Raw genomic sequence first — 21,447 nt, forward strand, 5'->3', positions numbered from 1 at the left:
AAGGCAATTTTCATTTTCCAGCATCCAAGTTAGGAGAGAACAATACAAAAATTCCTTTAAGCCCAGAATTTTAGGCTCGTCTTAGCATCAATTATATAAGTATCTTCCCTCAATTACTAAAAGAGTTTAAGAGGTGTTCCCCCTAATGGGAGAAGGCGTCCCTGCCGTTAAGGTTGTCGACGTACACAAGATATATTACTTGAAAGGCGAAGAGGTTCACGCATTAAGAGGGATAACTCTCGAAATTCCTCGCGGCGAATATCTCTCCGTAATGGGTCCCTCAGGATCCGGAAAGACCACGCTCTTCAACATGGTCGGCGGAATCGACCGACCTACGAAAGGCGATATCTTTATCGACGGTGTTGACCTTTCTAAGGTTCCTTCAAAGGCAATGGCATGGCTGAGATGCCGGAAGATCGGCTACATCTTCCAAACCTTCAACCTTATACCAGTACTAACAGCCATGGAAAATGTGGCTTTGCCGATGATCTTCTTGGGGGTAAGCAAGGAAGAGAGACAAAAGAAGGCTGTTGAACTATTGAATGTAGTCGGCTTAGGCGACCGAGTCGACCACAGACCAACAGAGCTGAGCGGCGGTCAGCAGCAGCGTGTAGCCATAGCAAGAGCGCTTGCAAATGACCCTGCAATCATTCTTGCTGATGAGCCGACAGGAAACCTCGATCTTAATACTGGTTTCGCCATAGTTCAGCTCTTGTACCGCCTAAAAGCTGAACGAGGAACGACAATTATCTGTGCAACCCATGACTTGAAAATGATTGATATTAGCGACAGGGTTGTATTCTTAAGGGACGGAGCTATCGAAAACATTGAACAGAGAAGGGGACTTGTCCTAACAGCCGAAGAATTTGAGAGAGGGTGATGATGATGCCGTCAAGTTCTGAAAGCATACAATGTCCATGTGGAAGGATTATCGGAGATCCTGAAGAATATAAGGTTCTATACCTAAAACATGAAATGAAAGAGATAGACATTCTATGCCCAAATGATTCCTGCTATCTCAGAGAACTTGGATACATAAAATTCGAGGTAGAGGAAGGGAAGGCGAAATTCAAAGAGGCCTCATTCTATCCACCATTTGTTACGTGGAATGCTGGAAGGCTAGGGTTCGAAAACGCTGAAAAGGTACTGAAGTCGCATCTCAAGCAGATAGCGAAAAGGGTAGATTGGGAGAGGCTAGGAAAACAGAAGTAAAGACAGTGATTATGCCTTTCGATTTCGTAAACACATCTTTGAGTATAGTGGATGCTGTGAGTCGAATTTTTGCGATCAACACAACATTGAATATTTAGAGAATCTGATAGACATTTAGTGTTTAAGAAGAAAAACTGTTAAATGTTTGACCTAAACTGTGAGCAGTAATTTTCCAGCCACTCTATCCCCAGTTCTTCTAGTTTATACTCTTTTGGAACACCATTCTCGTCCCATCCCATCATTTCATAGTAGATGCTTATAGCTCTTCTTAATTTTTCCCTGTCCAGAGCCGTGTTAGATAATGGACCTGAAGTTGTGGGAGAGAAGAACCTCTCAGGCAACCAGTCATCCTTGCATGTGAAACCTTCTCGGAGATTAAATATACGCGCCATTGTGGTGACCCGCTCCCCCACCTTCATTAGCTCCCAAGCAGTTGTGTTCCATCCAGTAGTTGCCCGCACAATCTCAGTCTTTTGATGGAAGTCCCAGGGCACAAAGTCGCATAATAGAAGGCAATTATCAAGGACCCGCCAATTCACGAAATTTATGAGGGCGCTGACTTTCTTTGGGCCTAGATCCTCAAGGGGGATCGGTTCAAGAATCCCCAATGCCGAGAAATTCTTTAATGCCCTACCGTCTGCAAGTACAGTATCATGCAAGTTATGCATGTGATCGGCCCCTGTGGGTGATACGGCGTACCCCACTGCAAGCGCCCTCTTCAATCTAGGCTCATGCATAGGAACCTCCAGCCCCTTAACATGAATAGCAAATTTTTCGGAGCCCTTTCCAATAATCTCCGCCGCTCTCTTCACACCCTCCGCCAAAAGATCGCCAAACCCTTCCCTATCCCCTATCATCTTCACCATTCTCAACATCGCTTCAGCATTACCAAATCTTAAATCCAGTCCATCAGTGTCCTTTTCTGTAAGAATCCCATTCTCGTAGCATTCCATTGCAAACGCTATTGCGCACCCAGTGGATATGGAATCCATTGAATACCTATTACAAATCTCATTAGCCTTAGTCACCGCTTTCAGATCATCTATACCACAGTTCGATCCAAGCGCAGCGAGCGCCTCATATTCCGGTCCGCCATATTTTGGATCTACCTGCCAAGGTTCGTCAAACTTAACAACCTTTTTGCACCTAATTGGGCAAGCATAGCACCCATCCATACCTATGCTTATCGTTTCCTTTATTGTCCTAGCATCCAAGGCCTGAGGATTATGAAAGTTTCCATCTCTAAAGTTTCTTGTCGGCAGATTCCCGGATGCAACCCCGCTGTCCATGCCGACCCCTGTACCATAATTGTGAGCCCAACCAGCAACTTCATTAAGATTTTTTATAAGCCAGCCCGCTAAGTCCTTAAGCTTTTGGCGATCGTAAACATCAAGTAATTTTTTCCTGCCTCTCACAGCAATCGCCTTAAGCCCCTTCGATCCCATAACAGCACCTAACCCGGTTCTGCCCGCAGCATCCTTTAAATCATTCATTATACAAGCGAATCGAACCATCTTCTCTCCAGCAGGACCAATAGATGCCACTCGTACAAGGGGGTCCCTTAGCTCCTTCCTGATTAAACTTTCCGTATCCCCTGTTTCCTTTCCCCAAATGTGCCTCGCATCCATGATCTCAGCCTCCTCGTCATGCACCCATAGATATACAGGATCCTTCGACTTTCCGTCAATGATGACCGCGTCGAATCCAGCATGCTTGAGTTCTGCACTCCACATGCCCCCAACCTCGGATTCCCCGAAGCCTCCTGTCAAGGGCGATTTGCCACCTACACTATTTCTCCCGCTTCCAGGAACAGGAACACCTGTTATGGGTCCAGCCGCAAAGATTAGTTTGTTTTTTGGGCTTAGAGGGTCTACACCAGGCTCCAGCTCCTTCAAGAGGTAATATGCAACGAGCCCTTCCCCGCCAACATATCTCCGATAGAATATATCGTCAGGTTCCTCGACCCGGATCCTTCCGCATGAAAGATCTACACGCAATATCTTTCCATTATAGCCAAACGGCATTCTCCATTTCTCCAATCCGCATCTTGATCAATATTGGTTATCCTCTGCTTTAGCCAGTATGGATGGATACGCTCCAAAAAAAATTTTACGTTATTAGAATACCTAAAATTTGAGAGCTCGCTATCTCCGATCTATCCATTTATGGAAAACATTTAAAAGGTGATGGCTGATAAAATAAAAGTATCTGCGGGGTCTCACCAATGAAGAGAGAGACTGAAGCTCCAAAAACCGAGAAAAGTTCCATTGCCATAGAAAAAGTTGGAACCGTAACCTTTCCAATAAGCGAGGCTTTTCGTTACTGCCTTGAAAGCATTAGGAAGAGATTTACGCGAGCTTTGATCACAGCATTATCGATCCTTCTGGGCATAGCATTCATGGTCACCGTCTTGACTATGCGTATAGTGCTCATTTATCTAGGGCAGCCGCCTCCAGCCGCATACCAGCAATTGATGGTTATAATAGCTCTTCTAGTATGCGGCGTTGGAATCGTCAACTCCATGCTAATGTCTGTGACAGAGAGAATTAAGGAGATTGGAACTATAAAGTGCTTGGGCGCGACTGATACTAATGTTCTTGAGATCTTCTTGATAGAAGCTCTTCTCCTCGGTCTACTTGGAGGGGTAATCGGGTCAGTGGCTGGGTGGGTTGCTGCTATTGGCATATACGGGGCTCAATTCGGATTCGGGAAATTTCCGATAATTGCACCGGACTATTTCATTAATATAGGTTTAGGCATAGGGGTCGCCGCCCTCTTGAGCGTTCTGTCAGCAGCGTATCCTGCCTTCTACGCGGCTAGGCTAAAACCTGCTGAAGCATTAAGATACGAAATATAAGGGCAAAATAAAGCAGGTATGAGCAAAAAATCTTTCATCTATTTTTGCCGTAAAATTATGGTTAAAAGTTAGAACTTTTTATTCCGCTGCTCTTACATAGACCTCTGCTCTCGTCTCATATCTATCTATAAGTCCGTCACGCAGATATACTATTCTATCGCTGACATCGATCATCTTTAAGTCATGAGTAGCCGCGATAATCGTTACGCCTTTCTCCTTGTTCATCTCTCTAAGAAGCGTGATGATCTCCAAACCTGTATGTAAGTCCAGGTTTCCCGTAGGCTCATCGGCAAGTATGATTACTGGATTGTTTGCAAGCGCTCTTGCTATGGCTACACGCTGCTGCTGACCGCCACTCAGCTCTGCAGGCTTATGATTCAGTCTGTCACCAAGCCCCACGGCCTCAAGAATCTCTCTGCCCCTCCTATTTCGCTCCTCCCTGTCAACACCTGCGAAGATCATAGGTAAGGTAACATTTTCCATGGCTGTTAGTACTGGTATAAGGTTGAAGGTTTGGAAGATGTAGCCGATCTTCCTACATCTCAGCCATGCGAGTTCATATGCATCCAGCTTCGCAATGTCGACGCCGTCGATAAATACTCTTCCACGTGTAGGTCGATCGATTCCGCCGACCATGTTGAAGAGCGTGGTCTTTCCGGATCCTGAGGGACCCATAATCGAGATATACTCGCCGCGTTTTACTCTCAGGTTCACACCGTCAAGCGCTTTAACTGTCACAGGTCCCATCTGATAATATTTCGCCAGATCCTCAGTCTCCACAACATATTCGAAGCTGATATACCATTCCTCCAACTGTCTACAGTTTTTTCATTATTAGATAAACTACTCTTTAAAACTTTTGGTGATAAATGTATTCAGGGTACGTATTCCGGATAAGCAGGTCTCTATTAGGGCTATGCCACAACCGCTAACTAAGTTTTGCACTACTCTTTCTAAGAGATTTCTACGTTCAGCCCAGTCTTCAAATTACTTAATTTTCAACCATCCTTCACGAGTTAACCAATAGCCATCCTTAGCGTTTCCAGCGAGGATTCCTTTTGCCTTAAGATCTTCCAGTATCATTATAGTTTCATCCCTAGAGAGACCGCAGTGGAGCATCACATTGTGGACCTGTATCCTCCCACTTTCCCTTTTAATATACTCGCAGACACGTTCAACACTCAAAAATGTTCTCCCCCAGATACTTTATTGTCGGCTGTCACATTTTAACGTTTGGGTCAAGATCTGATGTGATTACACAAGTTAAAATTCAAATCGAGGAACTATCAATGCTATTTAGTCAGACAATAGTTTCCACTCTAGCAGGATGAACGCTCATCTACCAGCAAATTTAACGTTGCCGATCTTTATGGATGGGAAAAAGAAGCCCTTTCCTATGGTTCTCCCCTCTTTTGAGATCAATTCGATATTTCTGAAAAGGTCGAGTAAATGTCCTCCCATCATCAGGTTCTTTATGGGATGGATTTTCTCACCGTTTTTTATAAAGAAGCCCTCATCTACTGTGTTTGAGAATTCACCTGAAACCATATTAGGTGAGAAGCCAACGTTTGTTGCCAAAACCCCTATTTTCGTTTCGCTTATCATCTCATCTAAAGAGCTGTCTCCTGGCTCAACTCTTATGTTAGTCGGTCCTGCGCCAATATTTCCGCCATATCCTCTCCTTACTGCATGACCTGTTGACTCTACGCCAGCTATCCCGGCGGAGTATGAGTTGTGCAGGAATGAAATCAGTCTCCCTCTACTAATAACTTTGAGCGGTCTTCTCGGAACCCCCTCACCGTCATAAGAACTGCTCGCAACCGCGCCAGCAATTGTTCCATCATCATTGATTTCAAGCATCTCTGGGGCGATCTGCTTTCCAAGATAGCTGGATGCAAATGTTCTGGCCTTAACGGCCGATTCACCAGATATTGCAGCCATCAAGCTAAAGACAAGAGAACTTGTAGATTCAGGTGTTAGTATGACGGACATGACGCCGCTCTCCAGTTTTTTGGATCCAAACTGCTCCAACGCCTTCTGGGCAGCATTCCGACCGATCATTTCAAAATCGATTTCGGTCAATGAAATGGCGTAATCATACTCATATGAGCTCCCTACATCATCATCTCTTCTATAGTTCAACATCAGCTCAGCCATAACTGAGGTTTTTTCCGTCACTACTGACACACCCGTTGAGGTCAACAGATAACCTTTTGAATGGGTACCGCTTAAACCGCCACTATACATAGCACCCCCCTGTACTTCAGCGGCAGCTTTTATCATTCTTTCGGCTAAATTAGCAGCGTCACCTAGGCTGAGGTTTATTATGTCTTCATCACATAATCCGGGAATGCTCGGCGCCTTAGACGGCCCAGGAATAGACCTGAAATATGGATCTGGCTGCGCCATCCTTGCGAAGCTGATCGCTTTTCTCACTATTCTCTCTACATCTCTAGCCTTTAGACTCTGTGAAAAGGCTATTCCCATCCCCTTATTCTTAAAGACCCTAACCCCTAATCCCACATCCGTCCTAGCTCTTGCCTCGCTGACCCCTTTTCCCAGAATCTCAATGTTAAGCGAGCGAGTGTACGATGCAAAGACATCAAAAAAGTCTACATCGGACTTTGAAAGAAGACTTGCTGCCCTCTCACAAGGAGTAATCAGATCCAACTCATTCACGGCTCTCATCTCCTCCCTCCCACAACTATCTCATCGACCCTCAGATGCGGCGACCCTGCGTCCACATACATCCCCTGCCCGAATTTTCCACATGTTCCAGGCATCTTTATCTCTAAGTCTTTACCCACTGCGGTCACATTCTCTAATGCCTCGAGAACGAGCCCGCTGATTGCCACATCTCGCAGATGCTCTCTTAATTCACCTTTCTCAATCATCCAGGCCTCCTTTACCTTGCAGGTGAATTGACCCTTCTGCGTTTCAACATAACCGTATTGGGAGCCTGAAAGGTACACGCCCAGTTCTATATCCTCTAAGATTTCATCAAGCGTCATCTCTCCTGGACCGAAAAAAGTGTTTGACATTCTTACTATTGGCGGATAATGATGAGATTGGGCTCTAGCGCTTCCCTGAGGCCTTCCACCGAGCTTGGCAGCTGATTCTAATGAATGAAGGAAATTCGTCAGTATGCCATCTTTAACAATCACATGGGGCTCGGCCTTTACACCCTCATGATCATAATTGAACCTTCCATAATTTGGTCTGGTGGGATCATCAATTATTGAGACGAGACCGCTTGCAACTTTCTTTCCAATTTTCTCTGAGATTATAGACTGACCTCCAAAGACCAGATCCCCTTCACTGTTGTGTCCAAAGGCTTCGTGAACAAAAAGTCCGCCAACATCTGGATCGACTACGACCGTAAATGTGCCTCTAGGCGGGGCATGCGCATCGAGAAGATCCACAGCTGTCTTGGCAGCCTTTCCCGTGAAATTCTCAGGTTCGATATCTTCGATTATCTCGTATCCCCCAACGTTGCCCACTACCTCAAATCCCACTTGCATATTGTCCCCACTTTTTGAGATCACTTGGCAGTATGCATGGGTTCTGGGAGTCGTCTCCTCAACGAGCGTCCCAAAAGAGTTACATACGATGACAGTTGTGATGACATCTCGGTACGCCAAGAGAGTATCTTTCACTCTGTCACTATAAGTTCTTGAGACTTTTTCCAATTCAAGTAGTGCCTTAACCTTCTCTTCGGCGCTAACATCCTCAGGGTTGACTTTAACTTTATGTTTAACAGTATCAATGTTAGGCTTTACATCCATAATCTTTGCTTCCTCACCAGGTTGAAGGGATAAGGCCCTTGCACCGCTTATGGCGTCCTTAAGCGCTCTTTCAACGCTTCTTTTAGACACAATATTCGTAGAGGAGAACCCCCACCTCCCATTTACTATAACCCTTAACCCTACACCTCTAACTATTCCAGAGCTTAAGCTCTTAGCAACACCATTCTCTAATGTAATGCTGCTACTTCTCTCTTCAAAAAAGCGGGCCTCACAGAAGCTTGCATCAGCCTCCAGACCCTTCTGCACAACCTTTTCAAGGAGACCCTTCATTTTGCATCACTTTGCAAACGTATACACAGAGTTTCCTAAATATGTTTAGAGGAGGACCTATGCGCTAATTCTTTAGATTCTTTTCAGGCAAATTAGCGCCGCGGCAAATAATCCGTTATACGTTCTTGATAAATTTCGTCCTTCAGAAGAACGCTTGCTCTTACCCACTCATCCAGCCCAATAGAGAACCTACGTCCTATATAATCGAGAGATTCGCTTAGGGAGCTGAATTTCCTGCACCCCCTTCTTAGAGCCTCTCTGACTGACTCACGATTTATCCATACGCCCAGCGGTGTGACATAGCTAGGGTGAATTTCTCTCATCGCTACGACTCCGGCCTGCCTGCCCTCTCTTGCCAGGAATTCTGCTACGGCCAGTCTAACCGCATAATAACAGCCGCCAATGGAAGCATATTTTGTGCGCCCTTTATACCCTTCCCAGTCACCACCCATCGCTACATCCCTTTGCCCAGGGTTCCAAGCTGTTCCTGGGTGCCATGCCTCTATCCACTCGTATCTCCAAGTTGATGGTATAAGCAATATTATGAAGATGTTCCCTAGATATTCAAATTCGTAAACGCGGTAATCATTTATTGCAGGCCTTTTTTTCACCTTTTCTTCAATAAGCTTCCTTGAAATTATGGAGTCAACGGCTGTGATGCTCCATCTTGTAGGGACCAGCCTCCTCTGTTTCTTTAAACCAAAGGCTCCGAAACTGAAGGCTCTCTGAATTCCCGAAACTGGGACGCTGTCTAGATAAAGTTTCAAGACCGCTTCTTCCGCCCTGAGGTCTCTGTCACTGTAGGCTTTCTCGATCCTCAAGTCAGTTTTTACATTTCCAACATCGATGTTTTTAAGTAACGCTGAAGGACCCATAGGCTGAACAGTCTCATCTATCAGGAAATTATTCGCAGGCTTCTTCTTGAATACGACTTCCGCATCTACTGATGTGCTGGAAAGGGCTAATTCCAAGGTTTTTTCTATCAGGCGGTCATTATGCTTCGGCCTATTCACATTAACTCTGAACTTTCCACGAATTAGATTGGTCCTAAAACCGATTATCTCTTCAACTGATTTTCCAACCCATACTTCAGGCGTGTCAAATTGAGACGTGTCTCCAAGGATGGGTGGAATGAGCGGACCAGCATAAACGAATGGGTAACCTATTCGGCCGACAAATATTCCAGGCGGTGAAGAACCTCTGATCTTTTCCGAGGCTGTGAGGCTCTTCACTTTTAAAAAGGAGTAGAGACGTAAAAGAGCGGGGCAACGTACTCTTCCGCAAAGTAGCCTGCTCCCTCTGCATACTAGACAAAGGCTTCCTTCATATGTCTCCAGTCTGACCAGGCCATCAGAGACATTAAGATCCCCAGCTGTCTTTTCATCCTCGATTATGTGACCTACCCAAGGAACTTTCATCTTAACTTTTTTAATGAACTTTTTCCCCGCTTTAGATTTCATTCACTCTTTCGCCTGTCAGGCCATAAGTTCAGCGAAAAAACATTAATTGAGAATGAGGAATTTTCCATTGCAGCTTAGTTGATTATCAAATCCAAGCGGACCCTACGTTGAATATTGAAGGAGAACAGTTTTATCTTCTTGAATAAAAAAAGTAGAACTATGTTTGTCACTCAATCTTTATCGGCGAACCCTTTGGCTTCTCCTCCTTCTTTTGTAGCGTGACTTCCAGTACACCGTTCTTATATGTCGACCTTGCCTTATCAGGATCGACCTTAGCGGGCAACTCAACCTCCTTATAATATTTCCGCTCAGGCGTATCCACCGATATTGTCAACGTACTTTCAGTTCCATGCAGTTTGATGTCCTTCTTATCTACACCCGGTAATTCGGCTATTACTTTTATCTCTCCGTCAGCGGAGATAATGTCGACAAGCGGCTCCCTTTCCTCTCTGATGCTTATCTCCGGTTTCCCAAATCTTGTGCCAGGCTTAACATTGCCAAATTCTCTAATCTGGGGCTTACCGTCAGGTCCTATGGTGATGCTGTATCCATAAACGAATGGTCCCCACTCGTGCACCTTCGTCCCATCTGGAAGTTCGCGCTCGCGGATAAGATCTTTTGGGACTCTCTTTGAAAACTCCTTGAATTCTCGCTCCATCATCTCCTCCATTTCTCGGAAGATTTCTTCGAAATCTTCGAAGAAAGATCTTCTAAAGAATGGGAATCTTCTCCTCCACCATCTGTCCCATTCATCTTCAGACAAATCTTCTCACCAAGAGCAAATTAGACGGGAGGATATAAAAACTTATTGCGAGACTGCAAATGCGTCCTGAAAAATTTATTGAAGGGTCTAGGTAAGAGGATTCAATAAGTTCAATTTAACCAAATGTAAGGGATACCAATGTATCGGTGAATGTTAAATTATGGTTTAGTCTATTTAATTTAGCTGAGGTATGAGATTTTGAGTATAGATTCATTTGGTGTCTCGATCAGGGCAAGAACAGTTTCGGAGGCTTGGGAACGAGCCGTTGTTAGATGTTGGACTCAGGGACATGAAGCCCCAACGGAGTATGGAGAGATAAGCAAGGAGATTCTCGGCCTCATGATCATTGTGGAGAAACCTTTTGACGAGCCGAGGGTCCACAGGGGAGACATCAACGTTGCCACTAAGGACTCATTGCAAAAGTATATTAACGAAGTTCTCTACGGTAACCTAGACTGGGCTGTCGAGGAGGGAAAGATTCATTACACATATCATGAGAGATTGTTCTGTTACCCGCCTGCAAAAGTCAATCAAATAGATTTCATTTTGAAGAAACTTTCTCAAGTCAGTTTTTCTAGAAGGGCTCAGGCAATCGTCTGGGACCCTGAAAGGGATCTCTGGGTTGATTCTCCACCCTGCCTGCAAAGGATTTGGTGCACGATAAGAGGCGGAAGGTTAGTTATGCATACAACTTGGAGGAGTCGAGATATATTTAGAGCTATGCACATGAATATGCTTGCGATGACAGAGCTTCAAAGAATGCTGGCGGAGAAATTGAGGGTGGATGTCGGTCCATATCTAGACTTCTCTAACAGCGCGCATATATACGAAAAAACCTATAGAGATGTCGAGCGATTCATAAAGGTAGCTGCGAAACGGTCTAACCAACCTTATTGAAATACTTATTCTCCTATTATTTCTACATTAATCGTTCTGATTCTCGGACCGTCCAGTTCAATAAATAAAATTGATTGCCAAGTGCCAAGCTGCATTCTGCCATTCCTCAGAGGCACTGTTACAGAGGGTTTTATTATGGAGCTGAGAATATGGGCGTGTGCATTCTGTTCGCTATTACTCCAACCATACTTGAGATTATGCTCATATCTTTCCTTAATCGGTGCAAGCCTTTCAAATATATGGATGATGTCAGTCCAGAGCTCTCTGTCGTTTTCATTCACCGTTACCGCGGCTGTTGCATGCGGGGCCCATATGTTAACCAAACCGTTGAGAACGTTACTTTCCCTGATGACATTCTGGATGTTGGATGTTATGTCTCTTATTTCCAGTTTCGTCTGCGTCGAGATAGTGAAGGAACCGAAATGAATCTTCAAAATATCACCATTCAATGGTTTGGAAAGTAACTATTTTAGGATTTTTCCAGTTTTGATCCACCATAGGTAGAGGTCGAGTTCTCCGAGAGTGAGACGAACTTTGCTTGCGAGCTGCTTCATCATCTCTTCGATCTCCAGATACTTCTTTCTCGTCAAGGTTTTAGGTCGAGATATCACCCCACATTCGACTAGAAGATCGATTATATGGAAGTCTAGTATGGCAAAATCTAGGAAACCAATGTTTCTCAGGAAGTGGCTTGCCTCCTTCAATCCCAATCCTCTAACATTCTCTGCAATCCAGTCACGCAATTGATATGGGTCACTGAAAGATGCTATCAATTCCTTTATTCCATCTTTTAGTTTCCTCGCCTCAACAATATATCTGGAGCGACTGGATGGGAAACGATGCCCAAGACTTCTAAGCGCGTAGGTAAGCTCACACTCTGGGAGAGTTATAAACCCGTCACCTATAGCGTTCTGGATGCGCATACTTTTTTCAGCGCTAAAATTTGCGGTCAGAATGCAGTAACATAGCTCCTTGAAGATCTCTGTGTCTGATTTCTTTCCAGTCTCAATAAACTCGTTAATGCGGTGATCTACTAATACCTTAACTTGGCTCTCCTTCAATCTCTCAACGTATTCAACGACTTTGTCTGCTGAGCCTTTTACAAACATTTTCATAATTAATTGTGGCTTTGAAATTAATAAGAAAATCTCCAATGGTCTACTACAATTCGCGTTGGCTTATCATCTTATAAGGATCCATTTTCTATAAAACTTTAAATTCATCATCTTCCAAAATAGGGAGAAAATCCTTCCGCCAACAAATATTATGGGATTTGAATAGTATGGAAAAAAGATATCTTATAAGCATTATAGCACTAGTAGGCGTTGCCGTTATATCAGCTGTTATTCTTTATCACACATTATTCGTTGGGAATATTGTTGAGGAAATCGGGCTTTCAGGAATATTTCTGGTATCCATGCTTAGCCACTTAACTATTATAGGTAGAGACCTTTTTGCACCCGCATTCATAAGCCTGACCCCATTCTATAATCCTGTCATTCTTGGATTCTCTGCAGGTATTGGAGCAGCGGTAGGTGAGGTCACAACTTACTATTGGGGTTTAGGCATCAGCAACACGTTCCAGAAGGGCAGTGAAGAGAGCCAATTCACCAGGTGGATGAAGAAATATGGAAATCTTGCGCTTCTTATCGTTGCTTCTTCACCTCTACCCGACACGCCTATCGCGCTTTTAGCCGGCTCATCTAGGCTTCCCATAGGAAAATTTCTCATGATACAAATTGTAGGCAAGACATTATTCTATTCCCTCGCAGCCGCAGCAGGAGGCTTTATCTTCGCGCAATTAAGCGACATTTTCGGTGAGCTTCTTCTCTCCACGCTCGTCGTTGCCGCTTCACTTGCATTATGCGTGATCGCATCATGGAACAAAGGAAGAGAGAAAGTTCTTAAACTGTTAAGAATGATTCTTCATTGAGTATTTTATTAGAAGCATTAATTACTACTGAATGAAAGGATTGTTAAGGCAGGACACGCTTCATGGTTCTAATGGTCTTCAATACTCTTGGGAGAAAGAAAGAAGAATTTGTTCCTATACGGGAAAAGGAAGTCAGAATATACGTCTGTGGACCAACCGTCTACGATTATATTCACATAGGCAACGCGAGAGCGTTTATCTTCTCAGATGTGGTCCGCCGCTACTTGGAATACAAAGGATACAAAGTCAGACTTGTCCGCAACGTAACAGACATCGACGATAAGATCATTAAAAGGGCGGAAGAGATGGGATTGAGCGTCCAAGAGCTAGCTGAAAAATATACTGATGCTTACTTCGAGGATGCTAAAAAACTCGGCATTATTAAGCCGGATGTCAATCCACGAGCAACACAGCATATTCCCGAGATTATAGAGGCGATTAGAAGACTAATTGAGAGGGGATATGCCTACCAAGCAGACGGCGACGTATACTTCGACGTAACAAAGTTTGGAGACTATGGTAAATTGTCTGGAAACAGGGCGGCGGCATTAAGGATGGGTGCCAGAATTGAGGCTAATCCGAAAAAGAGGAACCAAGCGGATTTTGCCCTCTGGAAAGCTAAGGCTGGCACCGAAATCAGTTGGGAAAGCCCTTGGGGGGCTGGAAGACCAGGATGGCATATTGAATGTTCAACCATGGCAATGAAATATTTGGGCGAAACAATAGACATTCATATGGGTGGAAAGGATCTAATATTTCCACATCACGAGAATGAGATAGCGCAGGCAGAAGCGTCAACAGGCAGGATTTTCGCGAGATACTGGCTTCACAATGAGTGGGTAACAGTGAATGGAGCGAAAATGTCGAAATCTCTTGGAAATTTTATCACAGTGAGAGATGCATTAAAGATATGCAAGCCGATGGAGCTTAGACTTTTTCTGATTTCAACGCATTACAGAGCTCCATTAGATTTTAATCAAGAGAAACTTGAAGAAGCAAGGGCGGAGCTAGGTAAGATAGTGGATTCATTCATAAGATTCAAGACGCTTGAAGAATCAGTCTTGCCACTCGATGGTGAAGATGAGTTACTAGATAGTATCCAAAAAGCAAAGAGAGAGTTTGAAGAGGCTATGGATGATGACTTCAACACTCATTTGGCCATCATGGCGATCCTAGAAGTGGTTAGAGCAATAAACAGTTACTGTGACAGAAATAAAGTGGTAAGCCAGAAGATTAAAGAAGAAGTGCTGAAAACCTTCATTCGCCTCTTAGATGTTTTAGGCATAGGAATCCCAGAGGAGGAAGCGGCAACTCCAACGCCTAAATATCTGAATGATCTTGTAGCCTTAATACTAGATGTAAGAGAAGAGATGAGAAGAAGAAAAGAATGGAAAACAGCTGACATGATAAGAGAACGGCTTGAAAAAATTGGAGTGAAAATAGAAGATACCCCTGAAGGCCCGAAGGTTTCGCTTGATTAGCGAAATGGGGTGCGGTTTAAAAATCAATTCTATTCATACAACATGCCATCGGAATACACTGTGAGTATAAAGAAGGAGTGTAACATGTCAAGTTTAAATTCTAGAGAGAGACAATTATAAACATCATATCCTATCGAGAAGTGCCTGTGTTGCAGGGAAGTAAAAGAAGAATAGTATCTGTTGAGCTGAGCTTTCTTGCTCATGCAACAGAAGACCAGGATAAAGTTCTCCAAGCTGTAAGAAATATACTTCCGCAGGAGCAAATTGATAACATCACATTCATCAAAAGCAAAATGAAAGGAGAGTATGGAAACCCGATTACCCTATTCAAAGCGCAGATAAGGGACCACGCAGCCGCCGAAGCTTTAGTTAGGAATCTTTCATCAAATCTTCTATTGACTGACAGAGAAGTTCTCCAGCATGAGTTCGAGCATCACGTTGAAAGGGGCAATCTGTATCTCAGATTCGATAAGCAGGCTGCTCTCCTCGGAGAAACAAGGCTTTGTAGAGCAGATCCAATACGCATAAGGATACGTTTCAACACATCGAGGTTAGAAGAACTGAAAGAGAAATGTAGAGAAATCGGGATTCTACCATGAAAACTTACTTTGACATTCACCTATGTCCACTCCTCCGTGACCTAACTAGCACTGAGCGGCTCATTCGAAAATCATCCGAACTTGGATACTCGGCTTTGGGCATCACTTTCACACCAGCGGTTGACCGGAGAGAGATCGAACAGATCGGTGCGATATGCGACGCGGCAAAAATAAGGTATGTGACAAGAGTTGACTTACGTCCAAGAACGGTTAGAGAATTGCTTGAATATCTAAGGAGGGTTCGGCGACGGTTTGTGATAGTTGCGGTTCAGTGCTACTCTGAAGCGGTCGCAAGGCAGGCTGCGAAAGATAAAAGAGTTGACCTCTTATCCTTCCCTTTCAACGGATCCGGCAAATGCTTCTTCGACCGTGCTGAAGCAGAATTGGCCTCCAGCGCTGGCGCCTCACTTGAAATTGACATGTCTCAGATTCTGTCCACTAGCGGTCTGCAAAGATCTATTCTCTTAATGAAACTTAGAAGAGAAGTCTTCTACGCCAAAAAGTTCAATGTTCCAATAGTGCTCGCAAGCGGAACTTCGAACGTCAACCTTTTGAGGAAACCTGAAGATTATGCATCCTTGGCCTTCCTTTTCGGTTTAAGTTGGCATGACGCAATAAAAGCATTGTCGAGCAATCCTCAAACAATAGTAGAACGTAACGCTAGGAAACTTGGTCCGAACTATGTGGCGCCTGGAGTATACATAATTAAGAGGGGAGAAGATTGCCGCGGGAAGTAAGGAGACGCTACATCTCTTTCAAAATTGACTGTAACGGGGAATTAGATGAAAAAGATCTTAATCAAGCAATATGGGAGACCACTCTAAAATTATTCGGCGAATTTGGGGCGAGTCTCACTCATCTTTCCCTCATCGAGTATGATGGAAAAAGAAGAATGGGTATAGTGCGCTGCTCTCACATAGCATTGGATTGCGTGAAAGCTTCGCTTGCGTCAATTACAAGAATAGGAAAACATGACGCGGCGATACAGATACAGCTCGTTTCCGGGACGTTAAAGTCGCTTAGAAAAAAAATCTATGGACATGAGGTTTAGAATCAAACTGCTTATATGCTAAGTCTTCTAGTTTAAGTTTGAGGTTAGGTCTTGAGGGACTCAATCACCGATAGGGAAGTTGAAAATCTCTTCTTTCTACTTTACAGATTGGCTGAGATGGGAGCTGTAAACAGAACCCTAAAGATTTCGACAAAGTTCTTAGCTGAAAAGATGGACCTTTCTCAGCAGACACTCTCGAGAAGGCTAATTGATCTTGAAAGGAAGGGTCTGGTACTCAGGTCTGTTGCACGTGATGGAACCTACGTAAAAATTTCCGACCAGGGTGTCAGACTGCTAAGAAAAATCCAAAGCGGCTTAAACATTATATTCGAAGAGCATGTTCCACTCTCTGTTACATTGGAGGGGCTGGTCTTCTCCGGTCTCGGCGAGGGCGCATATTATGTTACCCGTAAGCCTTATAGAGACCAGTTCATCCAGAAGCTAGGCTTCGATCCCTATCCAGGAACCTTAAACTTAAAGCTTGTAGACGATTATAATAGGAGATTGAGACGTGAACTAGAAACATGCGCGGGGATCGAAATTGAAGGCTTCCAGAATGAAAACAGAACCTTCGGTCCGGTTAAATGTTTCCAAGCCAAGATAGGTAACAAAGAAGATGGTGCAGTTCTTTTCGCCCTGCGAACCCACTACGATGACTCTGTTCTTGAGATCATATCGCCATACTGTTTACGCAGTCGCCTCAGATTGAAGGACGGCAGCAAACTCAAAGTAGAAGTATTTATCAAATCAAAAATTTAAGTAGAAGATAAAGATCGGCCAGTTTCAGGCTTTTCTTTCATCTATTATTATTTTTTAATAATTGGATGATTCTCCTATCTTTTGCGAGACTTGAAACTGATACTAGCCCAGTAACCTCAAGCCGCATAAGCGCCTTGTTGAATTCGCCGAACCCTATGTTCTCGCAGCTATCTTTCAGCATGTCAAATAGCTCTTCGTCGGTTAACGATCCCTTCTGCTTTAGAATATTTAGTATAGCCGAATAGAGAGGCTGCATATTCCACGTGCTCATAGTCATCTCCTTTTCATGGTTATGGTTCATCACCAGTTTATGCGACCAAAGGTGCCGGTTTCTGGATTCTCCTTACCTGCTTCATGAAGTTCTTATACCAGTTCTCCATCTCCGGGGATATGCTTGGACCTACCTTCTTGAGGGCTTCCTGAAAGTCCGCCATTGTAACCTCGCTTGAATTTATGTCTCTCCGCAGAGCTATCAGAGCGGCTTCTCTACAGACGGATTCTATGTCTGCTCCAGAATATCCTTTAGTTATCCTAGCTAATTCTTCTAAGTTTACATCCTTGGCAAGCGGCATACCTTTGGTGTGAATCTTGAAGATTTGCAGTCTGCCCTCGTCATTAGGTTCCGGAACATAGATTAACCTATCGAATCTTCCCGGCCTTAGAACAGCTGGGTCTATTATGTCCGGTCTATTAGTTGCGGCAATCACGACGACATCTTGTAATGCGACTATGCCATCTATCTCCGTCAAAAGTTGACTGATTACACGGTCTGTCACACCGCTGTCGCCGATTCCTAAGCCCCTTCTGGGAACAAGCGCGTCAATCTCATCGAAGAATATGATGGCGGGTGCCGACATCCTTGCCTTTCTAAAGACCTCGCGTATAGCCTTCTCCGATTCGCCGACCCATTTAGAGAAAACCTCCGGCCCCTTGATCGATATAAAGTTTGCTTCGCTCTCAGTCGCGACTGCCCTCGCAAGCAACGTCTTTCCGCAGCCCGGCGGGCCATACAGCAGAATACCTTTTGGCGGTTTAATCCCCATCCTACTGAATACCTCAGGATTCTTAATAGGCCACTCAACCGATTCGCGCAGGCTCTGTTTAACCTCTTCTAGGTCGCCTATCTCGTCCCAATGAACTGTCGGCACTTCAATAGCCACCTCCCTCATCGCGGTCGGTGTTACTTCTTTGAATGCATTCAGGAAGTCTTCCATCGTCACTTCCATCTTCTCAAGAACGCTTGGAGGGATCCTTTCCTGCTCAAGATCGATTTCAGGGAGGTATCGCCTTAAAGCCTTCATAGCCGTCTCTCTGGCTAGAGCCGCCAAGTCCGCGCCGGTATACCCATGCGTCATTTCAGCCAATCTCTTGAGATCAACATTCTGGGATAATGGCATACCTCGCGTGTGTATCTGAAGAATCTCGTATCTCCCCTGCTTGTCTGGGATTCCTATCTCAATTTCTCGGTCAAATCGCCCTGGTCTTCTTAAGGCTGGATCAAGAGCGTTCGGTCTGTTTGTTGCGCCGATGACGATCACGTTTCCCCTACCAGTCAGACCGTCCATTAAGGCTAATAGCTGTGCAACAACGCGTCTCTCAACCTCGCCTGTTACCTCCTCCCTCTTTGGAGCTATAGCATCCAATTCGTCTATGAAGATGATGGCTGGAGCATTCTTTTCCGCCTGCTGGAAGATCTCCCTCAGCCTTGCTTCTGACTCCCCATAGAATTTACTCATTATTTCAGGTCCATTAATCGAGAAGAAGTTCGCATCAGACTCATTTGCAACCGCTCTTGCAAGAAGCGTCTTTCCGCAGCCCGGTGGACCGTGGAGTAGGACGCCTTTAGGAGGTTCTATGCCGAGTCTCTGGAAAATCTCAGGATGCCTCATTGGAAGCTCAACCATCTCCCTTAAACGCTGGATCTCCTCTTTTAGACCTCCTATATCCTCGTAGGTAGTACGTGGGAGACCCTTAGCTTCAGGTGCTGGTTCAGGCAATATCTGCAATTTGGTATCATAATTTAATCTCACAACACCTTGGGGTCGAGTCTTCATCACTGTGAATTGAACTGGATGACCGAGCATCATAACTAGGGTCGTGTCCCCTTCTACAAAAGTCCTCTCCATAAGGCGGTTCTTCACAAAATTTGTGAAGTCCTCATCCACATTCAGGCGCATATCGATCGGTGCTAGAATTATGCTTAGAGCATCCTTAACATCAGCACGTTGAACAATTACATACTCATTTATTGAGACCCCTGCATTCTTACGTGTGAAACCATCTATTCTGATAATTCCTCGTCCCTGGTCCTCCGCATAGGCAGGCCAGGCGATTGCAGATGTTCTCCTTTTACCGATTATTTCGATTACATCACCAGCAGAGACCCCTAAATCCTCCATAGTCTTCTGGTCTATTCTTGCAATACCCCTAGCCACATCCCTCTGCTTTGCGTCTCCTACTCTCAGCTGAACCTCTTTCACGGTGGCCACCACGTCTAACGTGTCCCCTCAGAATGAAGAACAACATTTCCTATATAAACATAATGAACGGGGATTTAATACGTTTAAACCCTTCTCACCATCAAGGTTTGGAAATCGCTTATCTCTTTAATCTCTTTTAGGCATGACTCTACCCCGTCTATCGCGCCCTCCTTATCTTCCGGCACCAGTATATGGGCTATGGTGGCAACGAGGCCGAATGCAATCGGTTCTTCTTCGAATCCGTAGATTGAAGCATATTCTGGAAGAGCTCTCTCTATCTTCCTCTTGAGATCCTCTCGATCAACATCAATTTCAGCAGGGAAGATTTTTAATGAGATTAGGACCTTCTTAGCCAATGTTAATGCACCATTTGAATGCCTCTTAAGAGTATTAGGAAGTATTTTAAAATTTTGCTAATAATGTCGCTTGCAAAGAGATTGCTCCCATCATTCATCATGCTTAGAGACCCGTAAAGAAAATGATGATCCATGTTATAATATCCCCGAAAATGAGGGCGAAGAGAAAACCAGCTGTAATGAAGACGATGAATGGAAGACCCGGTGTCACCCAAACCTTTCCCTCCACATATCTCAAAATGTCGCCAACTTCTCCGGATTCTTCTTCATCGAGAGACCATGACAATCGTAGATGCCGGCTAACCGTACCATTTGCTTCATTAATGAAATACTCGAGTGGTATGTAGTGAGATCCTGACCCCAGTTTCTTAACGTCGACTCTCATCCCGGTCATGAAGACAATAATCTTTCTCCAAAATGGTTCCTCCTCGAAACCCTCAAATATTCTTTCTTCACCCACAACAAGCTCTGAGAAATTCCGTATAATCATGACCAGTATGAGGAGAGAGGAGCCCACAGCAGCATTTCCCAAAACCGATAGCGGAAAAGGATATTCTGGCAATAAGGGTTTATACAGAGATGCCTCAGGATATAGTGGAACAGCGAGAGAGACGCAGATCAACGCTTTGGCGTCCGCTCCCCCAAAGAACCCAAAATAGAAAAGCGCAAGTGCTACACCTGTTGTAACTGCAACGGACAACATCAGCGAGAAGACAGGTAGTTGACTCACGTAATATTGGAAAAACAGTAAGGCTAAAGCAACCGGAGCGAAGACGGCCCAGACCTTATCAGGCACCTCCCTACTCCTAAGATCATACAACGAAGATACTGAGAGAAATATGAGAGCCCAAAATATCCTCGCCATTTCTATATCTATCTCTAATCCTTTCATCGTCGTATACTCCTTCTTACGAAGACATCTATAGATCCGTTTAGGTTTGCTGCATTATCATTGAACAGCCTTTATCTTATCTTTCTTATGGACTAAGAAGACGCCTTTTCATACTATGAATATTTATGCCTAAACAGTAACGGTTCTTCATAATTGATTTATGTAAACTTTCCATGTAACGTTCTCATTGTGCAGGGGAAGTGGCGAGACTCTCGCCGAGAAGTAAGAAAGGCATCAGCCCAGCAATTGCGACGGTTATACTCGTCTCGGTAACGATTGTCGTGGCAGTCGCATTTGCCTATTGGATGGGGGAATAGCAGGTTTATACACGGGGTTCAAGAACCTAGAGATAACAAGTTGATACGCAGTAAAAGTGATAGTGATAATGGCCAATTTTATAATATAACAATCCGTAAATCCGATGACAATTCAGATCGGGAAGACAGCATATATATCGGTTTCAACGCCACTCACTTTGCGTCAGGGACTACTCTTAACATCCAGCTTCACACGGCCTCTGGAAAAGACTATCCAGTAATGCTATCGCTACCATATGTTTCATCGCTCCTTCTTTTTTCAGCCTTTACTTCTGGATGACCCCATCCTAGGGAGGGAGCTAATGGGCCTATTT

Annotated in this window: 24 protein-coding genes; 11 read left to right on the top strand and 13 right to left on the bottom strand. The window is 44.4% G+C overall.

Annotated features, from left to right (window positions below; translation table 11 throughout):
* Nucleotides 1-145 precede the first annotated feature (145 nt).
* Both NZ952_02400 and NZ952_02405 read left to right on the top strand, forming a co-directional pair.
* Nucleotides 146-880 carry an ABC transporter ATP-binding protein gene (locus NZ952_02400; GenBank protein ID MCS7120040.1) on the top strand — a complete coding sequence of 245 codons (735 nt, stop codon included), beginning with the start codon at nt 146-148 and terminating at the stop codon, nt 878-880.
* A 5-nt stretch (nt 881-885) separates the two neighbouring features.
* A complete protein-coding gene (locus NZ952_02405; protein ID MCS7120041.1) occupies nt 886-1,212 on the top strand; it encodes a hypothetical protein in 327 nt (108 codons plus the stop codon).
* Between the two features lie 137 nt (nt 1,213-1,349).
* On the opposite strand, the gene NZ952_02410 is transcribed toward NZ952_02405, so the two are convergent.
* Nucleotides 1,350-3,236 (bottom strand): aldehyde ferredoxin oxidoreductase family protein, encoded by a 1,887-nt coding sequence (locus NZ952_02410; GenBank protein ID MCS7120042.1) that lies wholly within the window; start codon nt 3,234-3,236, stop codon nt 1,350-1,352.
* Nucleotides 3,237-3,436: 200 nt separating this feature from the next.
* Between NZ952_02410 and NZ952_02415 the strand changes: the two genes are divergently transcribed.
* Entirely contained in the window at nt 3,437-4,069 is a 633-nt protein-coding gene (locus NZ952_02415) for an FtsX-like permease family protein (protein MCS7120043.1), read from the top strand.
* A gap of 78 nt (nt 4,070-4,147) precedes the next feature.
* Here the strand turns inward: NZ952_02415 and NZ952_02420 are convergent, their stop codons facing one another.
* The 6 genes from NZ952_02420 to NZ952_02445 form a co-directional block, all read right to left on the bottom strand.
* On the bottom strand, nt 4,148-4,816 hold the full coding sequence (locus tag NZ952_02420) for an ABC transporter ATP-binding protein (GenBank protein ID MCS7120044.1): 669 nt from the start codon (nt 4,814-4,816) through the stop codon (nt 4,148-4,150).
* 240 nt (nt 4,817-5,056) lie between these two features.
* Nucleotides 5,057-5,254 carry a hypothetical protein gene (locus NZ952_02425; protein ID MCS7120045.1) on the bottom strand — a complete coding sequence of 66 codons (198 nt, stop codon included), beginning with the start codon at nt 5,252-5,254 and terminating at the stop codon, nt 5,057-5,059.
* A 150-nt stretch (nt 5,255-5,404) separates the two neighbouring features.
* On the bottom strand, nt 5,405-6,757 hold the full coding sequence (locus NZ952_02430; protein ID MCS7120046.1) for a TldD/PmbA family protein: 1,353 nt from the start codon (nt 6,755-6,757) through the stop codon (nt 5,405-5,407).
* Complete coding sequence (locus NZ952_02435) at nt 6,754-8,145, bottom strand: TldD/PmbA family protein (protein ID MCS7120047.1); 1,392 nt, start codon at nt 8,143-8,145, stop codon at nt 6,754-6,756. Before NZ952_02435 ends, NZ952_02430 begins: the two co-directional genes overlap by 4 nt.
* 92 nt (nt 8,146-8,237) lie before the next feature.
* Entirely contained in the window at nt 8,238-9,605 is a 1,368-nt protein-coding gene (locus NZ952_02440) for an Nre family DNA repair protein (protein MCS7120048.1), read from the bottom strand.
* 166 nt (nt 9,606-9,771) lie between these two features.
* On the bottom strand, nt 9,772-10,368 hold the full coding sequence (locus NZ952_02445; GenBank protein ID MCS7120049.1) for an Hsp20/alpha crystallin family protein: 597 nt from the start codon (nt 10,366-10,368) through the stop codon (nt 9,772-9,774).
* Between the two features lie 198 nt (nt 10,369-10,566).
* Between NZ952_02445 and NZ952_02450 the strand changes: the two genes are divergently transcribed.
* Complete coding sequence (locus NZ952_02450) at nt 10,567-11,265, top strand: thymidylate synthase (GenBank protein ID MCS7120050.1); 699 nt, start codon at nt 10,567-10,569, stop codon at nt 11,263-11,265.
* A gap of 5 nt (nt 11,266-11,270) precedes the next feature.
* Here the strand turns inward: NZ952_02450 and NZ952_02455 are convergent, their stop codons facing one another.
* Both NZ952_02455 and NZ952_02460 read right to left on the bottom strand, forming a co-directional pair.
* On the bottom strand, nt 11,271-11,699 hold the full coding sequence (locus NZ952_02455; GenBank protein MCS7120051.1) for a secondary thiamine-phosphate synthase enzyme YjbQ: 429 nt from the start codon (nt 11,697-11,699) through the stop codon (nt 11,271-11,273).
* 30 nt (nt 11,700-11,729) lie between these two features.
* Nucleotides 11,730-12,380, bottom strand: coding sequence for an N-glycosylase/DNA lyase (locus NZ952_02460; GenBank protein MCS7120052.1), 651 nt, complete (start codon nt 12,378-12,380; stop codon nt 11,730-11,732).
* Nucleotides 12,381-12,547: 167 nt separating this feature from the next.
* On the opposite strand from NZ952_02460, the gene NZ952_02465 reads away from it, so the two are divergent.
* The 6 genes from NZ952_02465 to NZ952_02490 all read left to right on the top strand — a co-directional run bounded on the left by NZ952_02465 (nt 12,548) and on the right by NZ952_02490 (nt 17,088).
* Nucleotides 12,548-13,198 (top strand): VTT domain-containing protein, encoded by a 651-nt coding sequence (locus NZ952_02465; protein ID MCS7120053.1) that lies wholly within the window; start codon nt 12,548-12,550, stop codon nt 13,196-13,198.
* Between the two features lie 62 nt (nt 13,199-13,260).
* Entirely contained in the window at nt 13,261-14,679 is a 1,419-nt protein-coding gene (gene cysS, locus NZ952_02470; protein MCS7120054.1) for a cysteine--tRNA ligase, read from the top strand.
* Between the two features lie 149 nt (nt 14,680-14,828).
* Entirely contained in the window at nt 14,829-15,278 is a 450-nt protein-coding gene (locus NZ952_02475) for an exosome protein (protein MCS7120055.1), read from the top strand.
* Nucleotides 15,275-16,015: a hypothetical protein gene (locus tag NZ952_02480; GenBank protein ID MCS7120056.1), complete on the top strand. Its 741-nt coding sequence runs from the start codon at nt 15,275-15,277 to the stop codon at nt 16,013-16,015. Before NZ952_02475 ends, NZ952_02480 begins: the two co-directional genes overlap by 4 nt.
* Nucleotides 16,000-16,329 carry an Rpp14/Pop5 family protein gene (locus tag NZ952_02485; protein ID MCS7120057.1) on the top strand — a complete coding sequence of 110 codons (330 nt, stop codon included), beginning with the start codon at nt 16,000-16,002 and terminating at the stop codon, nt 16,327-16,329. The genes NZ952_02480 and NZ952_02485 overlap by 16 nt, the downstream gene beginning before the upstream one ends.
* 51 nt (nt 16,330-16,380) lie before the next feature.
* The gene (locus NZ952_02490; protein MCS7120058.1) at nt 16,381-17,088 is read left to right on the top strand and encodes a CTP-dependent riboflavin kinase; all 708 of its coding nucleotides are present in this window, start codon (nt 16,381-16,383) and stop codon (nt 17,086-17,088) included.
* Nucleotides 17,089-17,125: 37 nt separating this feature from the next.
* Here the strand turns inward: NZ952_02490 and NZ952_02495 are convergent, their stop codons facing one another.
* The 4 genes from NZ952_02495 to NZ952_02510 all read right to left on the bottom strand — a co-directional run bounded on the left by NZ952_02495 (nt 17,126) and on the right by NZ952_02510 (nt 20,816).
* Nucleotides 17,126-17,359, bottom strand: a complete 234-nt coding sequence (locus tag NZ952_02495; GenBank protein MCS7120059.1) for a hypothetical protein — start codon at nt 17,357-17,359, stop codon at nt 17,126-17,128.
* 37 nt (nt 17,360-17,396) lie between these two features.
* On the bottom strand, nt 17,397-19,568 hold the full coding sequence (locus tag NZ952_02500) for a CDC48 family AAA ATPase (GenBank protein MCS7120060.1): 2,172 nt from the start codon (nt 19,566-19,568) through the stop codon (nt 17,397-17,399).
* An 83-nt stretch (nt 19,569-19,651) separates the two neighbouring features.
* Nucleotides 19,652-19,924: an elongation factor 1-beta gene (locus NZ952_02505; GenBank protein ID MCS7120061.1), complete on the bottom strand. Its 273-nt coding sequence runs from the start codon at nt 19,922-19,924 to the stop codon at nt 19,652-19,654.
* 103 nt (nt 19,925-20,027) lie between these two features.
* Nucleotides 20,028-20,816 (bottom strand): prepilin peptidase, encoded by a 789-nt coding sequence (locus tag NZ952_02510; GenBank protein ID MCS7120062.1) that lies wholly within the window; start codon nt 20,814-20,816, stop codon nt 20,028-20,030.
* Nucleotides 20,817-21,016: 200 nt separating this feature from the next.
* Here NZ952_02510 and NZ952_02515 point away from each other — a divergent pair, with 200 nt between their 5' ends.
* Nucleotides 21,017-21,133, top strand: a complete 117-nt coding sequence (locus NZ952_02515; GenBank protein MCS7120063.1) for a hypothetical protein — start codon at nt 21,017-21,019, stop codon at nt 21,131-21,133.
* Nucleotides 21,134-21,447: the final 314 nt, after the last annotated feature.

It is taken from the genome of Candidatus Bathyarchaeota archaeon, from assembly GCA_025059045.1.
Lineage (GTDB): Archaea > Thermoproteota > Bathyarchaeia > Bathyarchaeales > DTEX01 > JANXEA01.

What these genes read in the sequence shown, in the direction of transcription:
- NZ952_02435 (MCS7120047.1), bottom strand. Translation starts at nt 8,145, where the DNA reads ATGAAGGGTCTCCTTGAAAAGGTTGTGCAGAAGGGTCTGGAGGCTGAT.
- NZ952_02410 (MCS7120042.1), bottom strand. Translation starts at nt 3,236, where the DNA reads ATGCCGTTTGGCTATAATGGAAAGATATTGCGTGTAGATCTTTCATGC.
- NZ952_02480 (MCS7120056.1), top strand. Translation starts at nt 15,275, where the DNA reads ATGAAAACTTACTTTGACATTCACCTATGTCCACTCCTCCGTGACCTA.
- NZ952_02465 (MCS7120053.1), top strand. Translation starts at nt 12,548, where the DNA reads ATGGAAAAAAGATATCTTATAAGCATTATAGCACTAGTAGGCGTTGCC.
- NZ952_02495 (MCS7120059.1), bottom strand. Translation starts at nt 17,359, where the DNA reads ATGAGCACGTGGAATATGCAGCCTCTCTATTCGGCTATACTAAATATT.
- NZ952_02400 (MCS7120040.1), top strand. Translation starts at nt 146, where the DNA reads ATGGGAGAAGGCGTCCCTGCCGTTAAGGTTGTCGACGTACACAAGATA.
- NZ952_02440 (MCS7120048.1), bottom strand. Translation starts at nt 9,605, where the DNA reads ATGAAATCTAAAGCGGGGAAAAAGTTCATTAAAAAAGTTAAGATGAAA.
- NZ952_02415 (MCS7120043.1), top strand. Translation starts at nt 3,437, where the DNA reads ATGAAGAGAGAGACTGAAGCTCCAAAAACCGAGAAAAGTTCCATTGCC.
- NZ952_02420 (MCS7120044.1), bottom strand. Translation starts at nt 4,816, where the DNA reads ATGGGACCTGTGACAGTTAAAGCGCTTGACGGTGTGAACCTGAGAGTA.
- cysS (MCS7120054.1), top strand. Translation starts at nt 13,261, where the DNA reads ATGGTTCTAATGGTCTTCAATACTCTTGGGAGAAAGAAAGAAGAATTT.
- NZ952_02460 (MCS7120052.1), bottom strand. Translation starts at nt 12,380, where the DNA reads ATGAAAATGTTTGTAAAAGGCTCAGCAGACAAAGTCGTTGAATACGTT.
- NZ952_02510 (MCS7120062.1), bottom strand. Translation starts at nt 20,816, where the DNA reads ATGAAAGGATTAGAGATAGATATAGAAATGGCGAGGATATTTTGGGCT.
- NZ952_02405 (MCS7120041.1), top strand. Translation starts at nt 886, where the DNA reads ATGCCGTCAAGTTCTGAAAGCATACAATGTCCATGTGGAAGGATTATC.
- NZ952_02430 (MCS7120046.1), bottom strand. Translation starts at nt 6,757, where the DNA reads ATGAGAGCCGTGAATGAGTTGGATCTGATTACTCCTTGTGAGAGGGCA.